The sequence below is a fragment of the Rhodococcus sp. IEGM1339 genome, from assembly GCF_050321925.1.
In the GTDB taxonomy this organism is placed as follows: domain Bacteria; phylum Actinomycetota; class Actinomycetes; order Mycobacteriales; family Mycobacteriaceae; genus Rhodococcus; species Rhodococcus pyridinivorans.
Map to the genome: position 1 here is coordinate 48,138 of NZ_JBNQFT010000027.1, position 26,756 is coordinate 74,893.

At 65.7% G+C, this 26,756-nt stretch carries 24 protein-coding genes and 1 tRNA gene; 7 read left to right on the forward strand and 18 right to left on the reverse strand.

From position 1 onward, the window contains the following. Positions 1 to 29 precede the first annotated feature (29 nt). The 6 genes from ACQR3U_RS20410 to ACQR3U_RS20435 all read right to left on the reverse strand — a co-directional run bounded on the left by ACQR3U_RS20410 (position 30) and on the right by ACQR3U_RS20435 (position 5,224). The gene (locus ACQR3U_RS20410) at positions 30 to 1,526 is read right to left on the reverse strand and encodes a hypothetical protein (RefSeq protein WP_230811314.1); all 1,497 of its coding nucleotides are present in this window, start codon (positions 1,524 to 1,526) and stop codon (positions 30 to 32) included. A gap of 92 nt (positions 1,527 to 1,618) precedes the next feature. Then, positions 1,619 to 2,413 carry an N-acetyltransferase gene (locus tag ACQR3U_RS20415; protein WP_230811313.1) on the reverse strand — a complete coding sequence of 265 codons (795 nt, stop codon included), beginning with the start codon at positions 2,411 to 2,413 and terminating at the stop codon, positions 1,619 to 1,621. A 129-nt stretch (positions 2,414 to 2,542) separates the two neighbouring features. Next, the gene (locus ACQR3U_RS20420; protein WP_019290928.1) at positions 2,543 to 3,199 is read right to left on the reverse strand and encodes a hypothetical protein; all 657 of its coding nucleotides are present in this window, start codon (positions 3,197 to 3,199) and stop codon (positions 2,543 to 2,545) included. Between the two features lie 108 nt (positions 3,200 to 3,307). Further along, on the reverse strand, positions 3,308 to 3,634 hold the full coding sequence (locus ACQR3U_RS20425) for a SelT/SelW/SelH family protein (protein WP_193902629.1): 327 nt from the start codon (positions 3,632 to 3,634) through the stop codon (positions 3,308 to 3,310). A gap of 217 nt (positions 3,635 to 3,851) precedes the next feature. Then, on the reverse strand, positions 3,852 to 4,013 hold the full coding sequence (locus ACQR3U_RS20430; protein WP_019290926.1) for a hypothetical protein: 162 nt from the start codon (positions 4,011 to 4,013) through the stop codon (positions 3,852 to 3,854). Between the two features lie 83 nt (positions 4,014 to 4,096). Then, positions 4,097 to 5,224, reverse strand: a complete 1,128-nt coding sequence (locus tag ACQR3U_RS20435; protein WP_230811312.1) for a glycosyltransferase family 4 protein — start codon at positions 5,222 to 5,224, stop codon at positions 4,097 to 4,099. A 176-nt stretch (positions 5,225 to 5,400) separates the two neighbouring features. Here ACQR3U_RS20435 and ACQR3U_RS20440 point away from each other — a divergent pair, with 176 nt between their 5' ends. The 4 genes from ACQR3U_RS20440 to ACQR3U_RS20455 are packed head-to-tail and all read left to right on the forward strand — an operon-like array spanning position 5,401 to position 11,982. Next, a complete protein-coding gene (locus ACQR3U_RS20440; protein ID WP_230811311.1) occupies positions 5,401 to 7,389 on the forward strand; it encodes a hypothetical protein in 1,989 nt (662 codons plus the stop codon). Between the two features lie 5 nt (positions 7,390 to 7,394). Next, positions 7,395 to 8,879 carry an archaeosortase/exosortase family protein gene (locus ACQR3U_RS20445; protein WP_230811310.1) on the forward strand — a complete coding sequence of 495 codons (1,485 nt, stop codon included), beginning with the start codon at positions 7,395 to 7,397 and terminating at the stop codon, positions 8,877 to 8,879. Next, positions 8,864 to 10,339: a glycosyltransferase gene (locus ACQR3U_RS20450; protein WP_230811309.1), complete on the forward strand. Its 1,476-nt coding sequence runs from the start codon at positions 8,864 to 8,866 to the stop codon at positions 10,337 to 10,339. Before ACQR3U_RS20445 ends, ACQR3U_RS20450 begins: the two co-directional genes overlap by 16 nt. After that, the gene (locus ACQR3U_RS20455; RefSeq protein ID WP_230811308.1) at positions 10,336 to 11,982 is read left to right on the forward strand and encodes an ABC transporter; all 1,647 of its coding nucleotides are present in this window, start codon (positions 10,336 to 10,338) and stop codon (positions 11,980 to 11,982) included. The genes ACQR3U_RS20450 and ACQR3U_RS20455 overlap by 4 nt, the downstream gene beginning before the upstream one ends. Here ACQR3U_RS20455 and ACQR3U_RS20460 read toward each other — a convergent pair. From ACQR3U_RS20460 to ACQR3U_RS20470, 3 genes are all read right to left on the reverse strand, one after another. Beyond that, a complete protein-coding gene (locus ACQR3U_RS20460; RefSeq protein ID WP_230811307.1) occupies positions 11,974 to 13,038 on the reverse strand; it encodes a beta-mannosidase in 1,065 nt (354 codons plus the stop codon). The genes ACQR3U_RS20455 and ACQR3U_RS20460 overlap by 9 nt on opposite strands. 87 nt (positions 13,039 to 13,125) lie before the next feature. Then, positions 13,126 to 13,716: a dCTP deaminase gene (dcd, locus tag ACQR3U_RS20465; protein ID WP_016696219.1), complete on the reverse strand. Its 591-nt coding sequence runs from the start codon at positions 13,714 to 13,716 to the stop codon at positions 13,126 to 13,128. 34 nt (positions 13,717 to 13,750) lie between these two features. Beyond that, on the reverse strand, positions 13,751 to 14,386 hold the full coding sequence (locus ACQR3U_RS20470) for a TetR/AcrR family transcriptional regulator (RefSeq protein WP_230811306.1): 636 nt from the start codon (positions 14,384 to 14,386) through the stop codon (positions 13,751 to 13,753). A gap of 108 nt (positions 14,387 to 14,494) precedes the next feature. On the opposite strand from ACQR3U_RS20470, the gene ACQR3U_RS20475 reads away from it, so the two are divergent. The 3 genes from ACQR3U_RS20475 to ACQR3U_RS20485 all read left to right on the forward strand — a co-directional run bounded on the left by ACQR3U_RS20475 (position 14,495) and on the right by ACQR3U_RS20485 (position 16,891). Beyond that, positions 14,495 to 14,611 (forward strand): hypothetical protein, encoded by a 117-nt coding sequence (locus ACQR3U_RS20475; protein ID WP_372477726.1) that lies wholly within the window; start codon positions 14,495 to 14,497, stop codon positions 14,609 to 14,611. A 185-nt stretch (positions 14,612 to 14,796) separates the two neighbouring features. Then, positions 14,797 to 14,870 (forward strand) — tRNA-Gly (locus ACQR3U_RS20480). A 194-nt stretch (positions 14,871 to 15,064) separates the two neighbouring features. Beyond that, the gene (locus ACQR3U_RS20485; RefSeq protein WP_230811304.1) at positions 15,065 to 16,891 is read left to right on the forward strand and encodes an AAA family ATPase; all 1,827 of its coding nucleotides are present in this window, start codon (positions 15,065 to 15,067) and stop codon (positions 16,889 to 16,891) included. Here ACQR3U_RS20485 and ACQR3U_RS20490 read toward each other — a convergent pair whose 3' ends face one another. The 9 genes from ACQR3U_RS20490 to ACQR3U_RS20530 form a co-directional block, all read right to left on the reverse strand. Continuing rightward, entirely contained in the window at positions 16,892 to 18,268 is a 1,377-nt protein-coding gene (locus tag ACQR3U_RS20490; RefSeq protein ID WP_230811303.1) for a site-specific integrase, read from the reverse strand. It lies immediately after the preceding gene. Positions 18,269 to 18,270: 2 nt separating this feature from the next. Next, a complete protein-coding gene (locus ACQR3U_RS20495; RefSeq protein ID WP_332112675.1) occupies positions 18,271 to 18,939 on the reverse strand; it encodes a recombinase family protein in 669 nt (222 codons plus the stop codon). Positions 18,940 to 19,473: 534 nt separating this feature from the next. Beyond that, complete coding sequence (locus tag ACQR3U_RS20500; RefSeq protein WP_230811301.1) at positions 19,474 to 19,872, reverse strand: hypothetical protein; 399 nt, start codon at positions 19,870 to 19,872, stop codon at positions 19,474 to 19,476. Between the two features lie 276 nt (positions 19,873 to 20,148). Beyond that, positions 20,149 to 22,410, reverse strand: coding sequence for a bifunctional DNA primase/polymerase (locus ACQR3U_RS20505; RefSeq protein ID WP_230811300.1), 2,262 nt, complete (start codon positions 22,408 to 22,410; stop codon positions 20,149 to 20,151). 724 nt (positions 22,411 to 23,134) lie between these two features. Beyond that, positions 23,135 to 23,917, reverse strand: a complete 783-nt coding sequence (locus tag ACQR3U_RS20510; RefSeq protein ID WP_230811299.1) for a hypothetical protein — start codon at positions 23,915 to 23,917, stop codon at positions 23,135 to 23,137. Further along, positions 23,914 to 24,222, reverse strand: a complete 309-nt coding sequence (locus tag ACQR3U_RS20515; protein WP_230811298.1) for a hypothetical protein — start codon at positions 24,220 to 24,222, stop codon at positions 23,914 to 23,916. Before ACQR3U_RS20515 ends, ACQR3U_RS20510 begins: the two co-directional genes overlap by 4 nt. 727 nt (positions 24,223 to 24,949) lie before the next feature. Then, a complete protein-coding gene (locus ACQR3U_RS20520) occupies positions 24,950 to 25,294 on the reverse strand; it encodes a hypothetical protein (RefSeq protein ID WP_230811297.1) in 345 nt (114 codons plus the stop codon). Positions 25,295 to 25,358: 64 nt separating this feature from the next. Continuing rightward, complete coding sequence (locus ACQR3U_RS20525) at positions 25,359 to 25,583, reverse strand: hypothetical protein (RefSeq protein WP_230811296.1); 225 nt, start codon at positions 25,581 to 25,583, stop codon at positions 25,359 to 25,361. Further along, positions 25,583 to 26,656 carry a hypothetical protein gene (locus ACQR3U_RS20530; protein WP_230811344.1) on the reverse strand — a complete coding sequence of 358 codons (1,074 nt, stop codon included), beginning with the start codon at positions 26,654 to 26,656 and terminating at the stop codon, positions 25,583 to 25,585. The genes ACQR3U_RS20525 and ACQR3U_RS20530 overlap by 1 nt, the downstream gene beginning before the upstream one ends. Positions 26,657 to 26,756 lie beyond the last annotated feature (100 nt).

The following is a 26,756-nucleotide window of genomic DNA, read 5'->3' on the forward strand; positions in this document are numbered from 1 at the left end:
GCGACGCTTCAACTCGGGCGGGAACACGGTCAGTAGCGCGACGTCTCCCGAGATTCGCCGTAACCGTTCTGCTCGGGATGAGCGTGCCCGTCCCGGTAGCTCTGTTGGTCGGCGTATCCGTAGTCGTGCCCCTCGTCGTAGCGGTACTGCCGGTAGGCCGAATCCTGGGGCGGGACGAACAGCGACTCGGGTTGCGACGGCACCGGCTGCGGAGCCCGGTGACGGTCGTCGGGCACTGGTCGCGGTGCAGGCGCCGCAGGTGCAGGTGCAGGTGCGGCGGCCGGGACGGGAGCCGGGGGCTCGGGAGCCGCCTCCACGGCCGTTTCGCGGCGCCGGGCCGGAAGCACGGGCACCAACTCGCGTCCTGCACCGAGCAGGACGAGACGCGTGGGCACCTCGATTTCGGCCAGGGCACGCAGTGTGTCCTCCGCTGGCGCTCGCTCCTCGGCCCCGGCCTGCAGCACGATCACGGCGAGCGCGAGCCCCTCGGTCTTCGCGCGGGTCCACCACTGTTCCCCGACTCCGCAGCACACGATCCGGTCGCGGGCATCGCCGAAGGCGTCGGTCTCGACGGTCACGCCCTCGCCGGTGAGGAGGAGGATGTGGTCGCCGAGCGAAGCGCGCTGTCCGAGCATGACGATCGTGTCTAGAGGAAGCGTCTCCCGATCGTCGCGCTCGATCTGCACAGCTGTCCGGTGGCGGCGCGCGACCCGCCGGGCCCAGGCCGGGCTGTTCGACGCTCCGAAGCGTCCGTTCAGCGCGACCAGCAACTCGGCGACGAGGACGAACACGGCGAGAAAGGCGACCGCGGCCTCGGCGCGCGGCATCGGGGACACCTTCGTCCCGGTACCGGCGGGCATCGACAGCACCTGGAGGTATTCGAGGCTCGCGCCCGAGCGTGCCTGCCGGAGCTGCTCGAGCCGCGCATCGAGTTCGGCCTGCACCACCGGATCGGCTACGCCCTCCTCGTCGGTGGCGATACTCGCGGCGAGGTCGGCACGCAGACCGGCGACGACCGCGTCCAGCTCGGCGATGCGCGCGTCGAGGGCGACGCGATTGCGTTCGGTCTGCGCGCGGTCGAGCTGCGTGACGACCGTCTGCGCGAGCCGGTCGGCGTCGGCCTGCGAGTCGTCGCGGGCGGTCACGGTGAGCAGGGTGGGCGACGAGCCGTAGCCGACGTCGATCCTCGACGGCAGCTTCGCGGGGTCCTCGTTCGTCTCGGCTGCGATCGCGGCCACGACCGCCGAGTCCTGCGACAGCGCGACATAGGGAGCGATGAGCTGCCCGAGGGTCGCGTCGTTGCCGGACACGGATGCCGACGAGCGGATCTCCGCGACGAGCGACGACTCGTACACCCCGGGGCCGCTGTCACGGACGAAGAAGACCGCGACCGCGGCGAGCGCGGCGACGAGTGCGGCGGGCACGGCCACGCGAGCGAGATCGCGGGCATGCCCCACAAGATCGACGGTGGGAGGAACACCGAGCTCACGACGCAGTTCGGCGTCGCGGATGCTTCGTTCGGACACGATGCACAGGCCTTTCGCTGTCGCCCCGGGGAGTGGGCACGTCGCCAGTGTGTCGCGACGAATCGGGCAAATGTTACCGACCCGAACGTCCGTCAGCTGCCGAGCAGCCAGCGCGGACGGGACCACATCTGCCAGGTCTCGGCGACGCGCGCTCCGGCCGCGAGATAGAGCGGGGTGACACGCGGCCTGGTGAGTCCGCACATCGCGACCGGGCCGCGCTGCGTGTGGGTGTGGGCGGCGCCGGCCCGAATCAGCCGGTTCGCGTATCCGCGACGTTGCCGGCCGGTGCGGGTGCCGAGCGACCACACCGTCCGGATCGGTCCGCTGTCGACGAGCAGGGTGCAGGACTGCAGAACTGCAGCCCCGTCGTCCGCATCCGCATCGTCGAAGATCCCGATCACCTCGACGCCGGTGGTGCGGGCGACGACGTCGGCGTAGGCGACCGCGGCGGTCCCCGGGGCGATCCCGAAGGTCGCGGCGGCGAGTTCGCGGGCATGCACCATGTCGTCCTCGCCGAGAACCCGAAGGCCCGGATCGATCGGAGCGTCGTGGGCGACGAGGTAGGTCAGGTCCAGCGAACCTGCACACACCCAGCCGTGGTCGGCGAGAACCTGGGCGGCGCCGAGGCCGTCCCCGGCGAGCAGGACGATCGACGGGTGACCGGCCTCCGTCAGCGTCTCGTAGACATGCTGGGCGTGACCGGTAACGTCGCCGCCGTGGACGAGCGCGAGATTGTAGTCGGGGTCGGGGGCTGCGGTGATGCCGATCCACCAGCCGTCACCCTCGGACCAGTGGCCCCCGGACGTCAGCGGCCGCATGCTCGCGCCGTACGCACGTCGCAGTTGCAGCGACGATGCGAGAACCGTCGCGATCGAGGCGGCGTCCACCCCTTCTCCTTCCACTGCCACAGAAATCGACCCCGGACCACATCTACAGGGTCGGCACGAAAACGGCATCGGCGGCACCCGATGGGTGCCGCCGATGCCGTCACGTGCGGATCGGAGTGTGGACTCCGATCAGAGGTAGGCGCCGATCAAGTCGCGCAGGAACTTGATCGCGAACTGGAGCGGGTCGACCGGCTCCGGCTGCGACTGGGGGGCCGGCGGAACATTGTCGGCCTGGGGCGCGGCCTCGCCCTGCGGTGCGGGCGCGGACTCGGCCTGCGGCGCGGACTGTGCCTGCGGAGCCGACTCGCCCTGCGGTGCGGACCCGCCGCCGCCGACCGTCACGGAGATGCCACCGGTGAAGGGGCGACCGGACGCGTCGAAGATGTTCTCGTACTGCGCACCCGAGGCGTCCTGGCAGCCCCAGAAGACGTTGTAGGTGCCGTCGGTGATCGACTCCGGGCCGGCCTGCGAGGGTGCGCCGTCCTTGATGTACAGCGCGCTCGAGGTGCTCGTGTTGGTCACCGAGAAGCTCGTGCCGGCGGGCTGCGCGTCGATGCGGCCCGACGGATCGGCCGTGTCGACGGTGCCCGGCTTCAGGACGTAGGTGACGCAGGTGACGCCGCGGTCGACGTCGGCGCGCGTCAGATCGAAGTCGACGACGATGGCGCCGTTCTCCGCCTTCGCCGAGACGCTCGGACCCGCAGCGGACGAGACGCCCGGAACGACCAGTGCCAGCAGTGCGGCACCGGAGGCCGCGACTGCAGCCTTCTTCGCAACAGAATTCATCGATTTTCCTCCCCGTATTTCGATGTCGGCGACCACTTTCGTGAGCGGCACGCCGTCGACCGTGCCCGACGCGCGTAGAACGCGGGCACATATACGAGAACGTTACCGCTAGATGTCGTTGCTGTCGCGACGAGGTGGGGCATCGGCCCGGGCGGCCCGATCCACATGCCCGAGATCACGATCCGGCTCCACGAGATCACGCACTCGCTGCTCGAGCACGACGATCTCGGGAAAGCCCTTGTCCTCCTTGCGGTCCCACACGACCGTGTCGTCGACAACGATGCGGAACACTCCCCCCGTCCCGGGAACGAGCGCGACCTCGCCGAGAGCGGTACCGAAAGTGTTCAGCATTTCCTGCGCCATCCATCCGGCGCGCAGCAGCCACTTGCACTGCGTGCAATAGGTGATCGCGACGCGGGGAGCCTGCTCGGTCATGAGCGACAGGATATCTCCGCCGGAAACAGGCCCGAGAATAGGTGAAGCCCCGGCAATCGTGGTGGTGGATCGGCCGGGGCTTCTGCACGGACCGGCGATGGGGGGTAGCCGACCCGTGCGGCCGTCCTCACATGGGGGACAGGAGGACGACGCGGAACCGAGTCTAGACACGAGAAATTGTTACTCGCGAGTATCGCGCAGGCGGACGCCCGGCGTGTCAGGAAGCGACGGGAGGATTCGCAGGATCGCGCTGCTCCCGCTGCATCTCGACGAGCTGTTCCTCCCTCTCGGAGACGAACAGGAACCGACCGACCGCGAGCGCGCCGAGAGCCGAGAGGCCCAGCCACGCCGCCAGCGCCGATGCGATCCACACCCACATGGCTCACAGTGTGCGCGAATCCGCCGGGAACACCAAACATCGGCGATCACAACATGGTTGCAAAAGCAATACTCGAGGACGCCTCACGATGTGACGCCCGTCGCCCACAAGGCGTTCACCATGGCCGGCAACGTGACTTCGATGTCGTGGCGCTCCTCCACCCGGCGACGCGCGGTGACGGCAATGTCGTTCCGCAGGTCGGGAGCGGACATCAGTCGCCGCAACGCCTCTGCCAGAGCCTTCGCATCGCCGGGCGGAACGAGCAGACCCGCGCCGTCGGCCAGGTGCTCGGCGGTCCCTCCGTGATCGGTGCCGACGACGGGCACACCGTGCGCCATCGCCTCCAGTGCGACCAGCGGCCCCGCCTCCGGCGAGGTGCTCGCGGAGACCATCACGTCCCACACCGCGAAGACCTCGGCGGGATCGACCCGCCCCAGGAACGACACTCGTCCGCGCAGGTCGGGGGCGTGTGCGCGACGCCGCAGTTCGTCGAGGAAGGCTTCGTCGCCGGGGAACGGTTCCCCCGCCACATCGAGACGGATCCCGGGCACCTCGGCCACCGCCTCGAGAAGGACGCGGTGTCCCTTCCATTCCGTCACCGACGCGAGGATGCCCACCCGCACGGTCGAGGCATCGGGAGTCGAGTCCTCGGGAGATGTCGACCGGGACGGAACAGGCGGGATCGGGACGCCGTGCGGTGCGACGACCACCGGATATCCGCATTCACGGACCGGCACGGCCGAGGCCCGCGAGACGGCGACCGCTCCACCCACGGCACCCCTGCCCATCCGGGCGACGATGCGCTGCTTACGGGAGGACAGAGTGTCGTGCACCAGCCACCCGGTACGTTCACGGTGGGACGTGCCGAGCACGGCGAGCCGCAGGGACGGCAATGCGAACAACGAGTTGCACACGACCCGCGGCCGCTCCGCGGAGAGCACGCGACGGAGCCTGCGCGCTCCCACCAGCCACCGCAGCGGAAGACCCGCCAGGCCCGCGATCCGCCCGACTCCCCTCTGACCCCACATGCCCAGCCGGGGCAACCGGACACGGACGCATCCGGCCGGGAGGGCGTCGGCGAGCGGCCCGTCAGGGCACGCCACCACGACCCGACGCCCCTGCGCGAGAGCGACGTCGACGAGCATCAGCATGACCTTCTCGGCACCCGACCGCTCACCGGTGTGCGCGACGAACAACAGCGGATCGCTCACGGCGCCGCAACCGTCCGATACCTCGCTGCTTCCGCCACGGGGCCTCCTGATTCGTCCGATTCGAGTCGTCGGCTGAAATCGAGGCCGGACGTCGTTCCGTTACAACAGCGCAACGTCACACCGAATTGTCGCCGCGTCTGCAATATTCTCGTGATCGGACGCAATACGCTGCTCGAGTGACATCGCCCAGAACCGGTCGCCGTTTCCGTCGCACCCTCGTGCTGGCTCTTGCCGCCTCGATGACGTTGTGCGCGAACCCGCTTACCGCTGCAGCACAGGATCTCGAACCGACGGAACCGACTCCTCCGGGCGAGGTCGCATTCCCGACCCGCAAGCTCGGGCTCGGGCCGAACATCGAATTCCGTGGCAATTCCGATGTCGTCACACTCGCATTTCCTGTCCCGGCCGGAAATACTCCCGCCTTCCTGGACACCACCGCCGAACTGCCCACGAATGTCGCGCGCGGATGGATCGACGTCGTCTCGGACGGGCGCCTGCTCACCCGCGTGGAACTGCCGCCCGGTGGCGCCATCGTGCCCCTGACGATTCCGCTCGCCGGGGCGAAGGTGGAGAACGGCGCCGCGGTGGTCTCGCTCGATCTGCACCTGGTCGCCGTCGACAACATCTGCCCCGACGACTGGACGCTGGGTTCGGTACGTCTGCGCGACGGTCTGGTCCGGTACGCGGGCACACCCGCGGCGCCGCAAGCGGTCGCCGACTACCTCCCGCCGGTCCTCGATCGCCTCGAGTTGTATCTGGCCGAGGACCCCACGGACGCCGAAGCGGGCGTCGCCCTCGACCTCGCAGCGACCGTGAGCGCCCGGTATCCCGGGCGGCAGGTGCCCGTGGACGTACGTGAACTCCCGGCGAACGGCCTACCCCCCGCAGCCGACACCCCGCTCGTCCGGCAGATCGTCGTCAGCGAGGGCGACCAGACGGGTGCGGAGGTCGTGCCGGTGCCCGACGGGCCGCCCGCCCTGTACGTCCGAGGCGACGCCCAGACCCTCCTCGACCAGGTAGGCCTGGTGAACAGCATCCTGTCCGGTCTTGCCGTCGGTTCCGACGTCGCCGTCGGCACCTTCGACGTCCCGCCCATCCTCGCTCCGGACTCGACCACCCTGTACGACCTACGAGTGTCCGACCTCGAGACGAGCGGTCTCGGCCTCGCCGACGTACACCTCTTCCTCGACCAGACCGAATTCGGGCGGCCGGTGCGCGATGTGCGCATCGACCTGAAGGGCACCTACACCCCGCTCCCCGCCACCCAGGGCGGGTCGATCACCGTCTCCGTCGGCGACATCATGCTCGATTCGTGGGCCGCCGACGCGAGCGGCGTCATCGACCGTGTCGTCACGGTTCCGAACTCGGCCCTCGGGCGGCTCACCGACATCAGTGTCGAACTCCGCACCACCGGCGCGCAGCAGCAGTGCGGTCTGCAGCAACCCGTCACCCTGCGCATCGACGGCGGCAGTCGTGTCTTCAGCACCCTCGCGGATCCGCCGCTGCCCGTCGGCTTCCCGTCGCTGCCCCAGACGCTGATGCCGAAGGTCGACGTCGCCACCTCCGATCGCAGCCTCGTCGACGTCGACCGTGCCGTCGAGCTCGTCGCCGGGCTCCAGTCGCTCACCAGCCGTCCGCTCGACCCCGAATGGGTGACGATCGACGAAGCGCTCGCCTCGTCGGGACCGGCAGTGATCGTAGCCGCGAACGGTCTCCTGCCCGAAGATCTGCAGTCGCAGCTGCCGCTCGTCCGCACCGAGGACCGCCGGTTCGAGGTCCGCAACGCCGACGGCGAGAGCACCAGCCTCACTTTCGGCACCGAGGTGGACTTCGCCTCGTTGCAGGTCGTGCGGGACGACGGACGCACCGTGCTGGTCGCCACGTCGACCGGTGCTCCCGAGGAACTCGATCGGACGCTCGACTGGCTCGCCGCCGAGCCCGGTCGCTGGTTCGAACTCGAGGGCAGCGTGCTGTTCACCGCGCCCGACCGCGAACCGATCACCCTCATCGATCCCCGCACCCGGGACGACGTCGACGCGGCGTCGTCGGAATCGGACAGCACGGTGACCGCAGTGGTCGTCGCGGGGGTCGTCCTGCTCGTCGTCGGTGCGGCGGGCGCCGCGGTGTGGTCGCTCACCCGTCGGCGCCGTCCGCAGTCGCGGTGAACACGATGACCACGACAATCGAGCATCCGTCGTTCATCGAGCGGTTCTTCACGAACGCGATGCTGCACACCACCAATCGGTGGATCGCGATAGTCGCCGCAACCCTGATCGGCTTCCACTCCACCTGGCTGCAGCTGCTCGACGAGATCCGCACCGGCACCACGGGTGGTTACGTCCTCATCGTGCCGCCTCTCGTCGCGATCGTTGCGATCGGCATCACGCGGCAGCGGAAGAACGAACTGCCGATCCACGACCGGCAGACCGACATCATCACGTCGGTGCTCCTGCTGCTGATCGCGCTCGCGATCAAGGGGCTGCTGATGCCGCGCTACGCGACGAACTATCAGGTGATGCACCTCGACGTGCTCGCCGCGTGGGTGTTCGTGTGCGGGGCGTGCGTCGCGATGTTCGGCCTGCGCGTGACCGCGGCGTACTGGCAGGCGTGGGCGATGCTCTTCCTGAGCTCGCCCGTGCTCTACCGGATCGTGCTCGTCGAGGCCGGGGGCACGAAGCTCGCGGCGGGACAGGTCACGCTCGTGCTCGCCGCCACGGCTGTCGGACTCGCGACGCGGCGCACCCGGGCCCGCGGATTCTTCTACGGCTCCGCAACATTCGTGACCGGTTTGGTGGTGCTCGTCCTGGTCGATCAGCGGTGGCCGGACGCACCCATCGCCGTGTCGCAGTACGTGCCGGCGGTGGTCGCGACGGTGGTCGTCGGGGCCGGTGCCTATCTGTGGACCTACCGCGGGCTCGCGCCACGCACGCTGCCACCGAATCCGGTGTCGGTTCCCGAGGCCGTGCGCGGAGCGATGTGCGTCGCGGTGGCCACCCTGCTCGCCGCACTCCTGCCGCTTCCCGACCAGCGCCTGACGCCGGTCTCGGTCGGGCCCCCTTACTCGGGCACCGCCACCCAGATCGTCCCATCCGGATGGGTGCAGTTGTCGTCCGTCGACTACGACTGGCCCCGCGCATACTTCCGTCAGGGATCGGTGCTGCGCCGGCAGATGCTCCGGGCGGAGGAACCGAACCCGGAATGGGATCGGCTGCTGCGTCCCCGCACCGTCGCCGTGCAGACACTGCAGGTGCGTCGTGTCGGTTCGTTCGCGGTGTACCCCACCGAATCGATGTACGCACTGGGCAAATCACGGGTGAGCCCGAAGGAATATGTCGATCTGGGTCGCGGCGTCACCGCCGAGTACTTCACCGTCGTCGACGACAACTTGCTCCTGACGTGGAGCTTGCTCAGCTTCGTGTGGACCCGCAGCGACACCGTCGCCCAGCGGGTGAGCCTGCTGACGGTGGACAACCACGAACTCGATGCGCCGTTCCCGCAGCCCGAGCCGAACACTGTCGCCAACGCACGCACTCTGATGCGAGTGTTGTTGCGCGGCAACGGCACCGTCGAGGACACCGATCCCGAGTACAAGGACCGTTCCATGCTCATCGAGGTGGGTCGCGAACTCGTGGAGGCGCAATGGCAGGGCGAGTGAACGTCGGCTCGGGACACGATGTTCCGCCCGAAGACACCGTCGAGTTCGACGCCTACCGGACCGCGGCCCTGCACGAAGCGGTGCACGGACTGCGCGAACGCAGCCCCGTCTCGTCGGCGTCGGTCGCGTTCGTGCCGTGGCAGAGATACCTCGGATTCGCACTCGCGGGGGCCTTCGTGCTCGCGCTCGTCGTGGCGACGAAACCGACCCTGATCGTCTTCACCGTGCTGTGCACCTTCGGGTACATCGCGACCCTCGCCGACCGGCTGCTGCTGTTCACCCGCGGCATGGCACGCGACGCGCAGTTCATCGTCGACGACGAGGAAGCTCTCGCCCTCACCGACGACCAGTTGCCGCCGTACACGGTGCTCGTCCCCGCTTACAACGAACCCGAGGTGGTGGGCGAGCTGCTCGCCGCGATGGCCGCGCTCGATTATCCGGCCGACAAGCTCCAGGTGTTGTTGCTCCTCGAGGAGGACGACACCGTCACGATCGAGGCCGCGGAGAAGGCCGGGCTCGGCGAGAGCGTCGAGATCCTGCTCGTCCCGGCCGCCGACCCACGGACGAAACCGAAGGCGTGCAACTACGGTCTGCACTTCACCACCGGTGAGATCGTCACGATCTTCGACGCCGAGGACCTCCCCGAGCCCCTGCAGTTGCGTCGGGTGGTCGTCGTCTTCGACCGTCTCGGCGACGACGTGGCATGTGTACAGGCGAAACTGGCTTTCCACAACGGAACCCAGAATCTGCTGACCGGCTGGTTCACCGCCGACTACGCGCTGTGGTTCAACTTCATCCTGCCCGGACTGATGAAGTCGCACTCGCCGATCCCGCTCGGCGGGACGTCGAACCATATCCGCCGATCGGTGTTCGACGAGATCGGTGCGTGGGATCCGTACAACGTCACCGAGGACGCCGACCTCGGCGTCCGGATCGCCGAATCCGGCTACTCCACTGCGGTTCTCGACTCGACCACGCTGGAGGAGGCGAACAGCGATCCGATCAACTGGGTGCGGCAGCGATCCCGGTGGTACAAGGGCTATCTGCAGACCTGGCTGGTCCACATGCGCCGGCCCGTCCGGTTGTGGCGGGTGATCGGCACCGCGGGGATGCTGCGTTTCACGACCCTGCTCGCGGGCACGCCGATCATCGCGTGCCTGAACATGGTGTTCTGGATGACGACGCTCGCGTGGCTGCTCGGCCAGGCGGAACTGATCGAGGAGATCTTCCCCTGGTACGCCTACTTCCCCGCGCTGATCTCGCTCGTGTTCGGCAACGTCGCCGTGATGTACATGAACTTCGTGGCGTGCCGCGAGACGGGCCACTCGAACCTGTGGTGGCCGTGCCTGACCGTGCCGTTCTACTGGGTCCTCATGTCGATCGCGGCGATCAAAGGCACCTATCAGCTCATCCGTAATCCTTCCTACTGGGAGAAGACCTTCCACGGGTTGTCGTCGTGAGGACCCGCAGCACGTGGGTGTTCTGGACCGCCTGCCTGATCTATCTGGTGGTAGGACTGTGGCTCGCGCTGGACGTGCAGTACTACCAGGGTGATTCGCTCAGCCGTGTCAGCGCTGCGCGGTCGGTGCTGCTCAGCCGCGACCCGCACCTCGCCGCCATCGGTTTCGTGTTCACACCCCTCACCACGCTCGTCCAGGTGCCCCTCACAGGACTGTCGGCGTGGTTCCCGGGACTGTCGGCCTATGCGGTGACGGCCGTGCTCATGTCGGCGCCGTTCATGGCCGGCGCGGCGGTGCAGATCCACCGCATCGCGTGCGATCGCGGCTGCACGCCGTGGTTCGTGTGGACGGTGACGGCGGTGTTCGCCCTGAACCCGATGATCGTCTACTACGGCGCGAACGGGATGAGCGAGGCGCCGTTCCTGTTCGCCTTGTGCTGGGCCGCGCGTCGTCTGATCCGCTGGTGCAGCACCGACGACATCCACGACCTGGCGCTGGCCGGAATCGCCCTGGCACTTGCGTATCTCGCGCGGTACGACGCGCTGGCCGTCGGCGGGGCGGTGACGGTCTTCGTCGCACTGCTCGTCCGGTACCGATCGCGACGGTACGCTCCCGGCTCGGGATGGCAGCCGGCGATCATGGACGCGATCCTCGTCGCCGCTCCCCTCGCTCTGGCCTTCGTCGCGTTCGTCGTGACGAGCTGGCTCGTCACCGGTGAATGGCTCGCGCAGTTCACCTCGGCCTACGGCAACGCCGCCATCCTCGAGCAGAGCGGTGGCGGGTCGTCGGGCGGGCTCGGTGCGATCGCCTTCTCGCTCGCCGAGACCGTCGTGCTCGGGCCGGCGCTTCCGCTGCTGATCCCGGTCGTGGCGGTGCTCGCATGGCGACGACGCGATCTCGAACCGCTCGTGCCGTTCGTCGTCTTCGGCGCGGTCCTGGGCTTCGCGGCCCTGTCCTATGCACGCGGAATGACCTTCCCGTTCCTGCGCTTCTACATCTGCGCGATCCCGCTGCTCGCGGTGTGGGTCGTACAACTGGCTCCGCGACGTGGACTGCTCACGACGCGACGCCCCGGGCCGCATGCCGTTCCGAGGACGGAGGACCCCAGCGGCGCAGCACCCTTGGGTGCGGTACTCCTGGTGTGCAGCCTGCCCGTCACGTTCGTCGCGATGGGCTCGCCCGCCCTGTCGCAGGAACAGCACGCGCTGCGCACGGTCCTGTTCCCGGACGACAACGATCCGTCCGAGGTGCGTGAGAAGCAGCGACAGGTGATCGCGGCATTCTCCACGGAACGGCGCATCGCCGAATACCTCGACGCGATGGACCTACCGCCGGGCTCGGTGCTGATGGACACGGTCTACGGGTTCGCGATCTTCTCGGCCACCGAACGCCCCGAGACGTTCGTCATCCCTTCGGACTCCGACTTCACGGCCGTGCTCAACCGCCCTTCCGCCTCCGGGGTCGAGTACATCCTGACCGTCCCCAACGAGGGCCGCGGAACATCGGACGCCGTCAACCGCCGCTACCCCACCATCTACGAGACCGGCAGCGACATCGCGGTACTCGAACTCGAAATCCCCAACGACGGTGCCGACCAACCAGATTGGCGACTCTTCCGGGTACTCGACCGGACGTCACCCTGAGCCGTGGTGACGCCGTAGGACGTAGTGGACCGGGTCGTCCGGGCCGATGTCGTAGGTGCACTCGTCCGGTCGCGGGTCGGGGACGAACGACCACATCAGTGCGCCGTCGGCCCCGAGATCGCGGTACCGCGTGAGCGTGCGGTCGACGATATCGGCACGTTCGCTCACCGCGCGGCACGAACCGGCCCGGACACCGAGTTCGGCGACGAGCATCGGCTTCGACAATCCGTCGAGCCGCCGTTCGAGGAACTGTGCGTCGTCGTAGTCGTGGTACTGCACCACGTCGAGCTGCTCGGCGTCGGTGACGGTCACGAAATCGTCGCCGGCGGAACCGCACTGGTCGCCTCCGATGGTGCCGACGGTGACGAGCCGGTCCGGGTCGTGCTCGCGGACTATGCCGGCTGCTTCGTCGATCCAGTTGCGGAGCAGCCGAGCACCGCCGGGCAAGCACTCGCGTCGTTCGAGGGCGCACTCGTCGTCGGTGCAGGTCGCGGTCTCGGGTTCGCCGATCAGCTCCCACATCGCGACCGCCGGTGACGAACCCCACCGTTCGACGGCGGTCGCGACCCAGTCGTCGTAGGCGAGCACATGACCCGGCAGCGGGTCGTGCCAAGCGGCGTCGTACCAGTCCGCCTGCTTGTATCCACCCGCGTCGCAATCACTGTCCTGCGGGGCGAGCACCGGGATCAGGTACACCCTGTGCCGCTCGGCGGCGTCGAAGACGGCATCGAGCGCCGTGATGTCGAGCGTGCCGTCGATCCGGTGGACAGCGTGGGACTGGAAGGCGTCGAAACGCACGATCGAACGCGGCGCCAGCGTGCCGAAGAAGTCGTCGAGGTCCACCTCGGCACCGCATCCGTGGTTGACCTCCCATCGGGTACCGAGCTGGTATGCGTTGAGTCCGGCGGGCCACCACGTCCGGCCGTCGAGGACGAGCCGGTCACCGTCGGCACGCACTACCGGGAGATCCTCGGGAGGCGAGGGGCGCGACGAGGTGTCCTGCGCGCAGGCCGCGAGCAGGAGCAGCAGTGTGGTGGCGACCGCAGCGACGCGCACATGCAGAGATTAACCCGGGCGAGAGGGTGCCCGACCCGCACGGACGAGATTCACCCCGGGGTTCGTCTGCGACGTGCGCAGGACGAACTAGCTGGGACGCGCGTCCGGATGCTTGTGCACGAAGTTCAGGTACGCCTTCGACGGCGTAGGCCCGCGCTGGCCCTGGTACTTGGACCCGACCTTCGCGCTGCCGTACGGGTGCTCGGCGGGGCTCGTCAGCCGGAACAGGCACAGCTGACCGATCTTCATGCCCGGCCACAGCGTGATCGGCAGGTTAGCGACATTGGACAGCTCGAGGGTGATGTGCCCGTCGAAACCCGGGTCGATGAACCCGGCCGTCGAGTGCGTGAGCAGACCGAGCCGGCCCAGCGACGACTTGCCTTCGAGGCGACCGGCGAGGTCGGCCGGCAGGGTGCACCGCTCCATCGTCGACCCGAGCACGAACTCGCCGGGGTGCAGCACGAACGGCTCACCCTCGGGAACCTGCACCAGCGACGTCAGTTCGTCCTGCTGCTTCGCCGGGTCGATGTGCGTGTAACGCGTGTTGTTGAAGACGCGGAACAGGCTGTCGAGTTTGACGTCGACACTCGAGGGCTGCACCAGCTCCGGATCGAACGGGTCGATGCCCAGATGCCCGGAGGCGATCTGGGCGCGGATGTCGCGATCGGAGAGCAGCACGCGTAGAGGTTAACAATCGCGCGGCCGCGGGGTTCTACGTGGCCGAGTCGCGTCGCAATTGGACCGACATCGTGATCAGCAGTTCGGTGCACTCCTCGACGACGTCGTCGTGGCTCAGCGGCACGGTGCCGTCGAGCCAGGCCGTCAGCGCCTGGGCGAGTCCGCCGACGACGTAGTGCGCCGCCAGGTCGAGCCGGGGGCTCGGGGTGATGGCGTAGATGTTCTCGGCCTGGGCGGTGACCAGCCCGGCGAACATGCGGGTCGAGTCGAGGCGCCGCTTCGCGAGCTGCGTGTTGGCCTGGCTGACGGAGAACAGCATGCGGCCGAGCCGCGGGTCCTCGTCGATCTCGCGGACGATGTTCTCGACGCAGGCCCGCACGATCGCGCGGTCGTCGTCGGCCGGTGCCGAGGCCACGGCGGCGAGCGTGCTCTCGGCGATGCGCTGGACGACGTGGTCGTAGACGGCACCGGTGAGCTCGTCGCGGTCGGCGAAGCTCTCGTAGAAGTAGCGCGAGGCCAGACTTGCGCGCTTGCAGACACCGCGCACCGACAGGGTGGCTTCGCCGTCGGCAGCTCCGAGGAGATCGAGACCGGCCTCGATCAGCTGCGCTCGCCGATCGGCCTGTCGTTCCTCGCCTGCGCGTCCACCGTAGAGCCGTCCAGTTGCCATGCCTCTATCTTCGCAGCGTCCGCTTCCGTGCCGCGCAACCTCCGGTCTTTACCGTCGGCGCGCATCTGGGTGACAGTCGTGGTCACTTCTGACGATGCGGGACATTCGATGACGACGCCCGTCGACAAGGCACACGCGCAGGTGCGCGCCACCGAGTCGAGCCCGGCCGAATACAACGCAATGGACCCGGAAAGCAGTACTTGGAGGACAACCTCCACAAGATGAAGATCGACGACACGATTTTCGAGCAGATGCTGCTGCCGTGGACGCCGCGCGACCAGCGTCGCTTCGACCGCGTCATGGGGGCTCTCGGTGTGGTCCAGGGGTCCCGCGATCGACCCGGAGAGTCTGCTACAGTTTGCTCCGAAAGCTCGGGCCGGAGTCGACGAGAATCGGCAAAAGCCCAGCGTGCCGATGTAGTTCAATGGTAGAACATCAGCTTCCCAAGCTGAATACGCGGGTTCGATTCCCGTCATCGGCTCCACGAAGGCCCTGGTAAGCGCATCGCGCAGCCGGGGCCTTCGTCGTTGCCGGGGTTGCTGGTACCTCCGCGGTACCTCGGGCGCCGCGATCCCAGGGTGCACCGCATACCTGTCGGTACGCGATGAGATGATGCCTCCACCCGCCACTCGACCAGCCTCTTGAGCGGCGGTTCCACTTGGGGAGGAAGTTATGTACTTGCGCGAACTGTTCATTCAGAACAACGGCCCTATTCGAAATCTACACCTAGAACCCACGTTCGATGATCAAGGCCTTCCAATTCCGCACATTATCGTTGGCCGCAACGGAAGCGGAAAGACGAATCTCCTCTCTATCATCGCCGATGCGTTAATGCAAGGAGCTAGTAGCGCATTCACTGATGTTCTAACCCAGAAAGGATTGGGGCGAAGCTACTTTCGAATCGTAGGAGGGGACATAATTTCCTACGGGGAATCTCACGGATTCTCCGTTCTGCGATTCAGCGACGAAAGCGGACCCCTCTTCTATCGGGAGAACATCGGAGAAATTTCAGCCGACCAGGCTTCAAATCTACTCCCTGAGACCATGAAGGCTGGAGCAACATGGCAGGGCACCGATTCTTCAAAAGAATTCAAAATCGACAATGATAAAGCTCGGACCATATTCGAATCGGGGGTGTATGCCTACTTTCCCGCCAGCCGTTCCGAACACCCCCACTGGTTTAATAAGGATTCAATTTCTTCCGATGAATATGATTTAACCCCCAGGTATTTAGATAAACTCGGAAAGAGACTGTATGTCGAGCAGGGAATCGACGCATTTGCTCAATGGCTCCTTGGAGTTATCACAGAGGCTCGACCAGACGTACTTGCAGCCGACTATGCCGACGGAGGGAGAGATAAGGAGCATGCGGTTGTCACCCTGGACACAGTCGACTACATGGAGAATCAGAAGCCACTAATATGGGCGAACTCGATTCTGCAGACAATTATGGACGACCCAAGCGCAAAATTTGTCTGGACCGGTCGCCGAAACCACCGGAAGGTTGCAGTCCATTCCAATAATCAACGACTCGCCTCCGGCTTGAACAGCCTATCCGGCGGCCAAGCGACCATGCTCGCCGCATTTGGAACGATCCTCCGCTACGCAGATTCCGCGTGGCTGGGACCCGGTGAGGTCGAAGGAGTCGTCTTAATAGACGAACTGGACGCCCATATGCATATAGATCTCCAGCTGAAAGCGCTTCCCAAACTTATAAAATTCTTCCCGAAGATTCAGTTCTTTATATCAAGTCATTCCCCGTTCTTTGCCCTAGGAATGGAGCGAGAACTCTCCGCCTCGGGAGTGCGTGTGCTAGAAATGCCCCACGCGACACCGGTGGTGGCAGAATCCTACGAAGAATTCCAGCGGGCTCTAAACGCTTTCCAGGAAACAAAAGCGTTCACGAATATAATCAAAAAGGAATTGGAAGCAGGGGAAGAGCCACTTATCTTACTCGCTGGAGAAACTGATTTGAAGTACTTCAAGACTGCCGCTCAGGTTCTCGGATACACCAGCCTAATAGGCATGTTCGATTGGATCGGAGCGGAATCAGGCGCGGGGGGAGGAAAATTCACAGGAGACTCCAGCCTCGATCAGACCGCGCAACTATTTCGTGCCAACCCAAACCTTACAAAGAGAAAAATTGTCTTAGTCTACGATTGCGATGCGAAGGTACGTGAAGAGAGCTTTGCTTCGGTTCACATACTGCCGATCAACCAAGTGAAGGACGCTTACTGCCAAAAGGGTATTGAAAACCTTCTTCCAAAGCACGTCTTCACTGAAGAAATGTACGACCGCAAGGAGTACCCCACCGGATACGGAGCGCCGAAGATTATCCCCGAACTCCGTAAAATGCAGCTGTGCGAGAAATTATGTGCACCAGACGCGGATGTGGAGAATTTTCGCAATTTCGAGGCCATTCTGAAGAGAATCCACGAAATTATCAGTCCCGGTGGCGAAAGCGACAGCGTTACCGCTGAATGCTCGGCTGCCGCGACTGACTAGTCAGACAGGCAAACGCACTACGTTCCCATGTTCCGCGACCGGCTGGCCCATCGCGCCTAACGCAGCCATCGCGTCGGCGTGGTCGTCGGCGAACAGGTGCGCGTACACGCTGAGCGTGGTGGTGACCTTGGCGTGCCCCATGAACCGCGCGATCTCCAGCGGCGGGATGCCCGCCGCTACGCACAGGCTGGCGTAGGTGTGCCGCAAGGCGTGGAACTTCAGCCCTGCTGGTAGGCGCGTGTCGGGGGTGAGCCGGTTTGCCCGCAAGACCGCGGGGCGGTACACCGCCTTGTAGAACGTCTGGTGCCGCAGCGGGGCGTGCCAGTCCAGCGTCAGCCGCGCTTGGGCTTGGTCCACGGTGAGCGCAGCCAGGGCGTCTTCGGCCTTGGGGACGACGCGCTTGCCGGTGGCGTCGGTGGCCTTCTTACCGGTGGGCTTCTGCGCGACAAGGGTGCCAGCTGGGAACAGCGGCGCGGCGGGCTCGTCGTGGCGGGGGTGCCGTGCCAGGTAATCGCGCAGCAGGTCGACCGTCGCGAGGGTCAACGGGACTCTTCGCCGGCTCCCCCGCGTCTTGGGGGTGTCGTACACCGGCTGGCCGTCAATAGTGATGACGGTCCGCTCCACCCGCAGGGTTCCAGGCTTGGGGCGCGCGTTGGGGTTCAGTGACCGCGCGGGCAGATCTACGTCGCCCACCTGCAACCCCGCCAACTCAGCCGCGCGCAGGCCAGTCCACGCGGCCACGTGGACGTAGACGTTGTACGGCCAGGGCGTCGCTGCTGTGAGTGCCTGTACTTGCTCCGCTGTAAGGAATTGGTCCGGGTCGTCCACGATGCCCGGCGCTCCACCGTTGGTGCTGTGTTCGCTGGGGAGCTTCACGTAGTCGGCTGGGTTGTCGGTGAGCCGTCCGTCCACCACGGCCTGCGCCAGCACCATCCGCACGACGAAGTACGCGTGACGAACCGTGGACGGCTTCTTGCCTGCGGCGACCATGCGCTGCACCCACTCGCTGATCTGTTGCCGGGTGATCGCGTTCAGCGGGTAGCCAGCGAACGTGGCCGCAATGGACAGCTCGCGTGCAGCGATGGGGCCGCGAGTCTTGGGGCGCAGTAGGTTCTCGTACTCGGCGCGGGTGCGCGGCTTGAGGTCGTGCCGGGAAGCCAACCACTCCCCCGCCGCTACACCGAACGTCATCGCTCCGGCGCGGTGGTCCCACGTGCTGCCGCGCCGCTGGGTGTAGTCCACCTCGTTGGCGTAGGCCTCGGCGTCCTTCTTCGTGGTGAAGCCGCCCTTGCTGCGTTGCTTGCCGTCCGGCGTCCGGTACTTGACCACGTAGCGGGTCTGGCCGGTGCTAGTGGTGCGCTTCTGCACGTGTGCCATCGTCAGGCCACCGCCTTCTCTTCAGCCAGGCGGCGCAGCACACGCCGCACCGACGAGTAATGCCACGTATCGCCTCCGGCGGCGGTGGGAATGCCTTCTTGGGTGAGGCGTGCGGCTATCGCCTTCGCCCCGAGGCCTTCTGAGCGCAGGATCTGGATGCGGCGCTGCGCGCTGGTGCTGACCAGGCCAGGCTCTCCCCTCTTCCGTTTGGTGTCCAGGGCCTCACGGGTGCGGGTACCGATCTTGCGCCGTTCTTCAGCGGCCATCGCCAGGCGGATGTCCGCCGCGAAGCGTTGGCTGGGTTCGCCGCTGTCTGCACCTTCGCAGTCCATCAGCCGCCAGCCGTAGCGTTCGGCGCGCTTCATCAGTTGAGCGGCGTCCAGTTGGTCGCGGGTGACGCGGTCCAGCGCCCGCACCAACAATGCCTGAGCGACCCCGTTCTCCACGGCGGCGATGGCTACCTCACGCCCGTACATGGCGTCCGTCTTGGCCCCGCTGATGACGTCCGTCGTAACAGTGAGCAGCTCGTGCCCACGCTGGGAACACCACTGCTCCAACGATTCCCGCTGAGCCTCCAAGCCGAGGCCGCTCACACCCTGATCTTTGGTGCTCACTCGTACGTACCCGATGACTCTCATACCCGTTGTCTCCCTTGCCGTTGTGGGGTGCATGGGGCGCGATGTTGCCTGCACCCCTGCACCCCACAACCTACCTCGCACATATGTTCGATACCAGCGCGTAACAGCAGGTCAACGCCCCGCCGGTTGACTTTTACCGTGCCCCAGCCCCGTGCCGCCCAGCCGCCCTACTGCTCCGATGCGGCGACGGCTGGGCGGGCGCAGCGGCCCTATGTGCGGCGGGTGCGGTGTGCGCGCCGGGGCGGTGGTGGGCTGGTGCGCCGGACGCGCTCCACCGCGTCTTCAAACGGGATTAGCCCCAAGTCCACCACCTCGTCAGGCAGGGCGGGCGGCTCAGCCCTCGGGACGAACGGGGCGGCTTCTTCCTCAGCTTCACGCCGGAGGTCGTCGGAGTCGGCACGCTGGAGGTCGCGCAGTTCCTCGTAGACCCAGCCCCAGTCCCGCTTCACTGGGCACCTCGCGGGGGTGCGGCTTTACCGGGCAGAGACGCACGCATTCCGCCGCCCACAGTACCGGGGCCCAAGCGGTCCCAGTTGAATTCGGTATCGGGTACTCGGCTGTTCTCTATCACTTTCGTCCCTCTCGTTGGAATCGCTTCCGGCTGATTTCCGGGAGCGCCACCACTTCCGGTGTGACGACTTCCGTCACCCTCGCCACAACCTCCTCATCGGTAAGCGTCTCGCCCACAAGCGAATGCACCTGCGAGCGGCCACGAGCCGTCACCGTCAGTAGCCCCGCCTCCACACACAGCTCCCGGCCCAGGTGGAAGAAGAACACTCGCTTGGTCGGGTTGCGGTCCGTCGCCGAGACTCCCGCGTGTTCGCTGATCGTCTTTACGTTCGGCGCTTTGCCCGCTGTAAGGCATTCCGCCACGGCGCGGTACGCCAGCACTGCGCCTTCCACCGCTCGTTCCTCACGGGGGCGACCCCGTGTTCCAACCTTTGGAAACGTGATCGTCAGTTCCATGTCTTCTCCTTTGATGCGATCGGCCCTGGCCGTTGTCGGGGAGAGTTGATGTTGCTGTTCGTGAGGCTGTGACTACCACTAGGACCGGATAGGGGGTACATGGGTACCTGTACCCGCCTACCTTTCCGATCGGACCCCACAAGGGGCCTTCCCACGAATGAATCTCTCTCTTCTACCTGGTCTTTCAAGGTCACCCTAATTATGGGTTTGCGCGGGGCATGGGGGGTACCCGTACCCCTGTACCCCCTTGTGCAGGGTCACGGGCCGCATGCGCCGTCACTCCTCCTCGACGGGCCTGATCAGCCATGTCGGCGAACCGTTCTTGGCCTTGTAGCGAACGATCTCCACTTCGCCGCGTGCCGCGAGGAGTTCGGCAGCGTCGTCCTTCAAGCCCTTGTCTCGACCGAGAAAATCCGGCATATCCGAGCGCTTCAGCTCACTGACGTCCTTCAGCTTCTTCATGATTCGGTCGCACACCCGCGCAAGACCATCCTTCTGCAACACCTCCGCCTTGGCGAGCTCGCGCCGTCCTTCGGCTTCGCCTCGAGCCTGATTGGACTTCGCCGCCTCGGAGGCAATTACTCTCTCAACCTCACAACGAGTGCGATTGCTGACCTCCATCACAACGCCCGCCAGATCCCAGTCGTCGTCGCCTACCTTGTCGTAGCGACCGTTCAACACCATCAGACCGACCGCAACCTTCAGACGCGTCATGAGTGCATGGCCGTCGAGAGGGTTCGCGCTGGGATCACCACGCAACACCTTCTTTCGCTGTGCCAGCACGTCTTCCCGCACGCTTTCCGGGATTGCGAGCACAACAAAACTCTTCGGATCAGGAGGCGTGGTCACCAGTGCGACTTCAGCCGTCTCAACACCGCTCACGGAGAATCCGGTCTTCGGTTGCGGCCAAGGCCCCACGGTGATCGGTTTGGGCTCTGCCGGCTCGACGTCCGGCGCGTTCGGGTCGGTTGTCGGCATCCACAAGAAACGCTGCGGGGTACCGCCGTCTGCATCGTCCAGGAGCGGTTGCGCTTTGGTCGGCTGCGCTCCAACGATCATCGTCAGTCGGTAGCGGTGCGCTTCAACCGGAATTGCTTTCGTCTTGTCGCGGTTGGCGAAGCCGAGCGAATCACCCGTCCACGCCGACCGAAGCGTCGGAAACAACGTGGACCCGCTGCGGCCACCCTGAGCGGTAAGCGATTCGACCTCGTCCACGGTGAACATCACCCGCGTCCGCAGGCCGACGTATTCCTTGGCCTTGGCGTCGTAGGTGGCGAACTGATCCACCAAGCCCTCACCGCTGCCGACGTTCCGGACGTGCAACTGCGCATCCCCCGGCAGTTTGAGCCGGACGAGCTCCCGCGCTGCGCTGCGGGTGACGCTCTTGCCTGCGCCCGACGAACCGACGAGCGCGACGAACGAGTTGACACTTCCATGGCTACCGATCAGTGGAGGCAGAACCACGCGCGGAGGCACTACCGCGAGTGACCGCACCAGCACAGCACCGAACAACGCCCACGGCGCGATCAACCGCGCCTGCGCGAACTGACGTACCGCCGACAACTCTGGGCGTGCCGTCCAGAATGCCTCCACGCGCTCCTCGAGGGCACTCTCGTCACGGTTCAGGCGGGTCAGGGTCTCTTCGGGATCGACGAGAAGGGCCTGCGCTGCTGCCCACTGAGCCCCGCGAACGAACTCGTCCCGACTGGGTCTCGTACGGCCTTCGCGCACTGAGAGTTCCTTGTCCTCGAACGACCTCTTGAACATCCTTTGAACAGTCGTGTACACGTCATCCGCCGGATAGCAACCCGCCACGGCCTCACGGAAGCCCATCGCCAGCGCATTGACCATTGCTCCGTGCCGCGACCCGTTCTCTTTGAGCTCGCGCTCGAACGTCTTGATCAAGCCCGCGAACGCAGGCATCCGTTCGCTGCCGGTGTACGTGTCGAGGAATGCCTTCATTTCGTCGGGAGCGAGCAACGGCGCTTCGTTTTCGGGAGCAGCACGCAAGCACGCAAGCAACTGCGGAGCTTCGCTCACGAGCGGCAGCGGGCCTGAATCAGCCCACACGTACCTGCCACCCTTCGTGTCGGCGTCGACGTGCGGAGTCGGGGCCGCGATGATGACGCCGTTCTTGCCGCGCACCTCTCCAAAAGTCCGGAACGCCCCGGCACCGTTGCCATAGGATTCCCCCGCGGAAACGGCGAACACATAGTGTCCGCGATCGCCGACTCCCTGGCGGGTACTCTGGAATCGTCCCTTACGCAATCCTTCCCGCATCTCCCCCGGAAGGTCGCCGAAGTCGTCCACATCCAAGTCGAAGACGATTGCACCGGAGCGGCCTGCGTGCAAAGCGATTCCGTAGTCTGGATTCTTGCTCCACCACGCCGCAATCTCCTCGGGGTCGCGGGAGGACTTGCATTGCCACTCGCCGCCGACCACACTGCCCGGACTCTTGGTACCGGGCATCACTGGGAGAACGAACCATCCGGTAGAGGCATAAGCCAAGGCAGCTTCAGCAAGGGACAGGTCCGACACATCGGGGACAATCAGATCCGTATCATGTTGTGCCTGAACTTTATTTACTACAGACGAAACTACCCGGGACGTCTGGGGCCTGGTAGTATTGCGCATTGACGAGCCTTTCGCGTGGTGAGTCATGTTCAGTCGCTTTCGCGTAGGAAGCGGCTGAAACCGAGATGGGAGCCTCGGGACTTTGAGAACAACGCCCGCCCTGGTCGCTACACCAAGGCGGGCGTTGCGCGTGTGCAGCATGCCTAGCGTACTACCTAGCTAATTCTATGCCATTGCTGCACAATTAATTTCGCACGGGTGCGGTACGCTGGTCAGCGGTCCGCTCCAGCACTTTCGACGGTTCTAGCTCGGTCCAGAAAAGGGCGCGTTCGGTTCGTATCGAGTGCGTCCTTTTCGTTTGCGGCGGTTGACTTCCGGGCCGCTCTGCCAGGGTTGCCCAGCGGGCATACAAGCCCGCCAGCGGGGCAGCCAGGAGGCCGCGATGCGCCACCCAGCAACCGCACTGCCGGGTACTGCACCAACCCCCGCACCGCCGTACACCGCCGGAAACTCCCAGGCGGAAGCACCCATACATCGTCGTGCCATTCGCGGTCGTCTTCATCAATGACGAACGTTCGCCCCCACCGCTTCTTAACCTGGAACGCCCACCCCAAGAACAAGTCCGGCGCATCCCGCAAGCTCGGGCCGGCGACGATCGCGGACCCTGGCTCACACCACCCCGCGCGCATCAGATCCACTCATCTGACGGACAGCCGGTCGCGTGAAACCAGTCGTCGTTCATTCGCCAGTGCAGTCCGCCAGGTTCGGTGTCGCGGTCGAACCCCTCGCGGCACGGTGAGCACGTAGAGAACACGCGCAACGTTCCACCGCAGCTGACGAGCAGATAGTCCCGAAGCGGCTTTGACGATTTGTCGTTGCACCAATAGCAGACACAACTGGACACAACCACCATGTTCACGATCCGCCACGCCGACCACCCCGCGACTACCGGGCACGCCAACGCTCCGTCGTCTTCGGTCCACTCAGCAAGATGGAAGACCACCGAGCTCGACAGAGAACCGCCGTAGTCGGCAAGCTCCAGCGCGTGAACGTACTCCACGTCTAGCATCGCTTGTTCCCCGTGAGTGATCCCCAGACGGTCGCGCTCTTCTTCCCGCAGATCAACGACGGTGTGCGGATACGCGCTGTACGGCAGCAATCCGCGTCCGGTGTTGCCGTAGACGCGGTCAACCCCGGCGAGACCGACAAGGTCAAATCTCGGCGGGATCTTCCGGGCGCGATCAATCCCCTCGCTGAGGACGGGATGTAATCGGGCTGCGGGCGAGAGGTTGTGCTCACGCACAGACAGAATTCCGCCCTCCTCAAGTGACCGGATCACCGGACGGTTCCCAGCCTTGGCCTGATCCACAAGCGGGTGCGCAGCGTTCAAAGCGGCGTGGTCGTCGTTGTAGAGGGCGTGCAGAGCCGGGAAGTCCTTGCGTGCCTGGCCGAGTGGGTAGTAATCGTTCATGCTGCACCGTCCTTGCGGGTCTTAGCGAGAGACAGAACCCAGTCGTAGAGGTCCTTTTCAGCCGTATGATTCCAGCGGTCAATCTTGTAGACGGGCAGCTCGCGCCGCTCCAGGGCTGTCCGCATCCGGTTCGGCGTCACCGGTACGCCCAGGCGATCCCTGATGAACGCCACGGCGGCGTCCCTGCCACGAATTGTCGGTAGCTCGTTGAGCTCGTCGCGGTTGATCGGCGCGCGGCGGACTGGCCGTTGCGGTGGGCTGATGGGACGGGCCGCGTGGGCGTGTCCGTATTGCTGACTCATCATCAATAGCCTTCCGTTGGAGGGAGAACGCAGCGCGCCGTCCCGTGATCACTTCTCTGAGATGTGCGCGCGCTTCTCTGCTCAAAGGGTGAGCCGCGATGCTGCCTCGGACCGGGCGGTGACCGGCGATTGAACCGCTTTGTTAAAGGCGTCGACCAGAGTTCTTACGTTTACGTGCGGGGGCTTCGTTTCGTCTGTGTGCCGCACGCGCTGCGTCGTGTTGGCTGCTGCGGTGCTGCCGCCACGCTAGCGCACACAGCCACCACCCCGCAACCACACTTCAGTCACGAAAGATGCTGGTAGCGAATGTATTCGACCGAGTCTTCTTTCCCTTTACTTAACACGTCGGTGTGTGATTTGCGGTCCAGATCAACGCTGACGGCCCTGGAGCGACTTTGGGTCTGCAGCTGTGGGCGAAAGAAAGTCAACGGCGGTACGTGTGATGCCAGTGTGACGGATGTGATTCTGCCCAATCCAGCAGAAGACCCCGCGATGGTGAACCGGAGAGAATTCCGTCGCGGGGTCTTCTGTGAGTAGCCACCCGGAGACAAGTCGATCCAGGGCCTTGCTCTCACCGTCGCCAGAACAAGTTCACGCCCGACGGCTTGTTATCCGCGTGGCCGGGACTGGCGCACGCGGCGTCTGTGAAGTTGGGTGCCGCGCCCCGCCGGAAGGCAAGGGAACCAACAAGACGCGGCGGCGACCGGACTGCCCCGGTCGCGGTCTGGGGTTACCGCTTGAGCTTGGTGCCTGCGGCGGCGCGGCGGTTGGGATTTGGCGTGGCGTGCACGCTGAGCTTCTTCTGCGTCTTGTTCAGCTCCGGCGTGATGTCGAAACGGCGGTCCGGCTTGCCGTGATACCCGACGATCCCCTTCACGAGCACGCCCCGGCCCTTGGGCGTCTTGAATTCCGCGCCCACCTTCACGCCCTTGTATTCGACGCCCTGGCCTACGACGAGGTTCTTACTGAAGCTTCCGCTTACGTAGCTTTTGCCTACGCCCGTCGCTACCTTGGTCGCGCCGGTCTTCGTCGCAGCCCTGGCCGCAGTACGCGCGCCCCGTGCGGTGTTGGCCACCTTGGTCCCCGTTCCCGCAAAGCGACCCAGCCGGTCACGGCGTTGGTTCCGGCGGCGGGCCATGTCAGCGGCTCCCGCGCCGGTCCAGCTCGTCGGCGAGGGCGCGCAGTCCGGGCGGTTCAGCGACGGGCGGCGTCTTGCCTCGGTACATGCCGCCGTCAGCGGGCGCGGCGTTCTCCAGTCCCTTGGGGGTCAGACCCGGCCCCCACGAGTACTCGCCGGCCTCGGGGTGCTGCCGCGCCACGGGACGGTCGTCACGGGGGCCGTAGGTGCCCATGCGCGTGGCCATCAGGACCACGCCCACACGGGCGGGGTGTACACGGAACCGGGGGTCACCTGCACCACGCACGCCGCGCTGCGGTAGCGGACGCCGCACCCGAACGACCGCTGGAAGAACGAATCCTGCAACGGGTACCGCTGGTCGCGCCCCGGAATGATCCGCAGGCCCTGATAGGCGGGGTTCGTATGCTGGCGGAATGCGATGGGGTTCCGGGCGCTGTTCGGCCCGCCCGTAGCCACCACTGCGAAGTAACCAGCGGGGACGAAGTACGACGGGACGATCCACACTGGGCCGTAATTACCGAGTACTTCCAATCCGCCGAACTCACCGGGCGCGACCTGCCCCACGACGTTTTCCTCGGTGAGGTACGCCGGGGCGCTCTCCGACGGGATGAAGTCGAACTTACTGACGACGCCATTGGCTTCCTGCCCCGCGCGGAAAGTGCTGATCTCTTCGGCCTCGTTGGGGTGGCACAGCACGATCAGGCGCGTGTCCACCGACGCGCCAAAGCCCTTCAACCGCACCGCATTGATCGCATCCAGCAAGTCGCCGGGGTCGATCGCTGTGTTGCCGCTTGCGAGGTAGTGGCTGGTCGTGCTGGGGAACTCCAGACCGGCGTGCGGGGGCGGTGCCATGCCGTCGGTGCCGTTCCACAGCCCGAACACGCGGTGCTGGTGCTCGTTGGTGCCTTCGGTCGGGTCGAACAAGCGCCGGAGCAGCTTGCCGGTCACTAGCCGGTTGTCGGCTTCCAGCGCCTGATTGATCGCTGCGTTAACTTGTTCCGCCGTGGCGTTGCGGAGAAACTTCCAGGTCATCCGACTGGCGAGGTCGTAGTCCTTGAAGTCGTACCCCAGCACCAACGCGTCGGGGGCGGCGCGGATGCCGACCGGCTCTCCAAACTCGGAAGCTTCCTCGAAGTTGGCGCTGGACGCTTGCTGCGGAATCGCGTCACCGACGTTCGTCGTCGGATAACTGATCAACGCCGCCAGGGAGGACCGTTCGCGGTTGTAGAGCGACATCGCCGATGCCGCCTGCGCCCAGATGGCGTTCAGATCCACGCCATCGGCGGTCTGATTGACCAGCTGTCAGCGGTCATGTAATTCCCCAGGTTGAGGGGTCGACCCGTCACGTAATTCCTCACCCGCCTGTCACGTAATTCCCCACCCTTGGGGCGTGTCGGCC

Coding starts and splice junctions, on each gene's coding strand:
- ACQR3U_RS20420 (WP_019290928.1), bottom strand. CDS start 3,199: ATGAATTCTGTTGCGAAGAAGGCTGCAGTCGCGGCCTCCGGTGCCGCA.
- ACQR3U_RS20425 (WP_193902629.1), bottom strand. CDS start 3,634: ATGACCGAGCAGGCTCCCCGCGTCGCGATCACCTATTGCACGCAGTGC.
- ACQR3U_RS20430 (WP_019290926.1), bottom strand. CDS start 4,013: ATGTGGGTGTGGATCGCATCGGCGCTGGCGGCGTGGCTGGGCCTCTCG.
- ACQR3U_RS20445 (WP_230811310.1), top strand. CDS start 7,395: ATGACCACGACAATCGAGCATCCGTCGTTCATCGAGCGGTTCTTCACG.
- ACQR3U_RS20450 (WP_230811309.1), top strand. CDS start 8,864: ATGGCAGGGCGAGTGAACGTCGGCTCGGGACACGATGTTCCGCCCGAA.
- ACQR3U_RS20470 (WP_230811306.1), bottom strand. CDS start 14,386: ATGGCAACTGGACGGCTCTACGGTGGACGCGCAGGCGAGGAACGACAG.
- ACQR3U_RS20475 (WP_372477726.1), top strand. CDS start 14,495: ATGACGACGCCCGTCGACAAGGCACACGCGCAGGTGCGCGCCACCGAG.
- ACQR3U_RS20490 (WP_230811303.1), bottom strand. CDS start 18,268: ATGGCACACGTGCAGAAGCGCACCACTAGCACCGGCCAGACCCGCTAC.
- ACQR3U_RS20495 (WP_332112675.1), bottom strand. CDS start 18,939: ATGCACCCCACAACGGCAAGGGAGACAACGGGTATGAGAGTCATCGGG.
- ACQR3U_RS20500 (WP_230811301.1), bottom strand. CDS start 19,872: ATGGAACTGACGATCACGTTTCCAAAGGTTGGAACACGGGGTCGCCCC.
- ACQR3U_RS20510 (WP_230811299.1), bottom strand. CDS start 23,917: ATGAACGATTACTACCCACTCGGCCAGGCACGCAAGGACTTCCCGGCT.
- ACQR3U_RS20515 (WP_230811298.1), bottom strand. CDS start 24,222: ATGATGAGTCAGCAATACGGACACGCCCACGCGGCCCGTCCCATCAGC.
- ACQR3U_RS20525 (WP_230811296.1), bottom strand. CDS start 25,583: ATGGCCACGCGCATGGGCACCTACGGCCCCCGTGACGACCGTCCCGTG.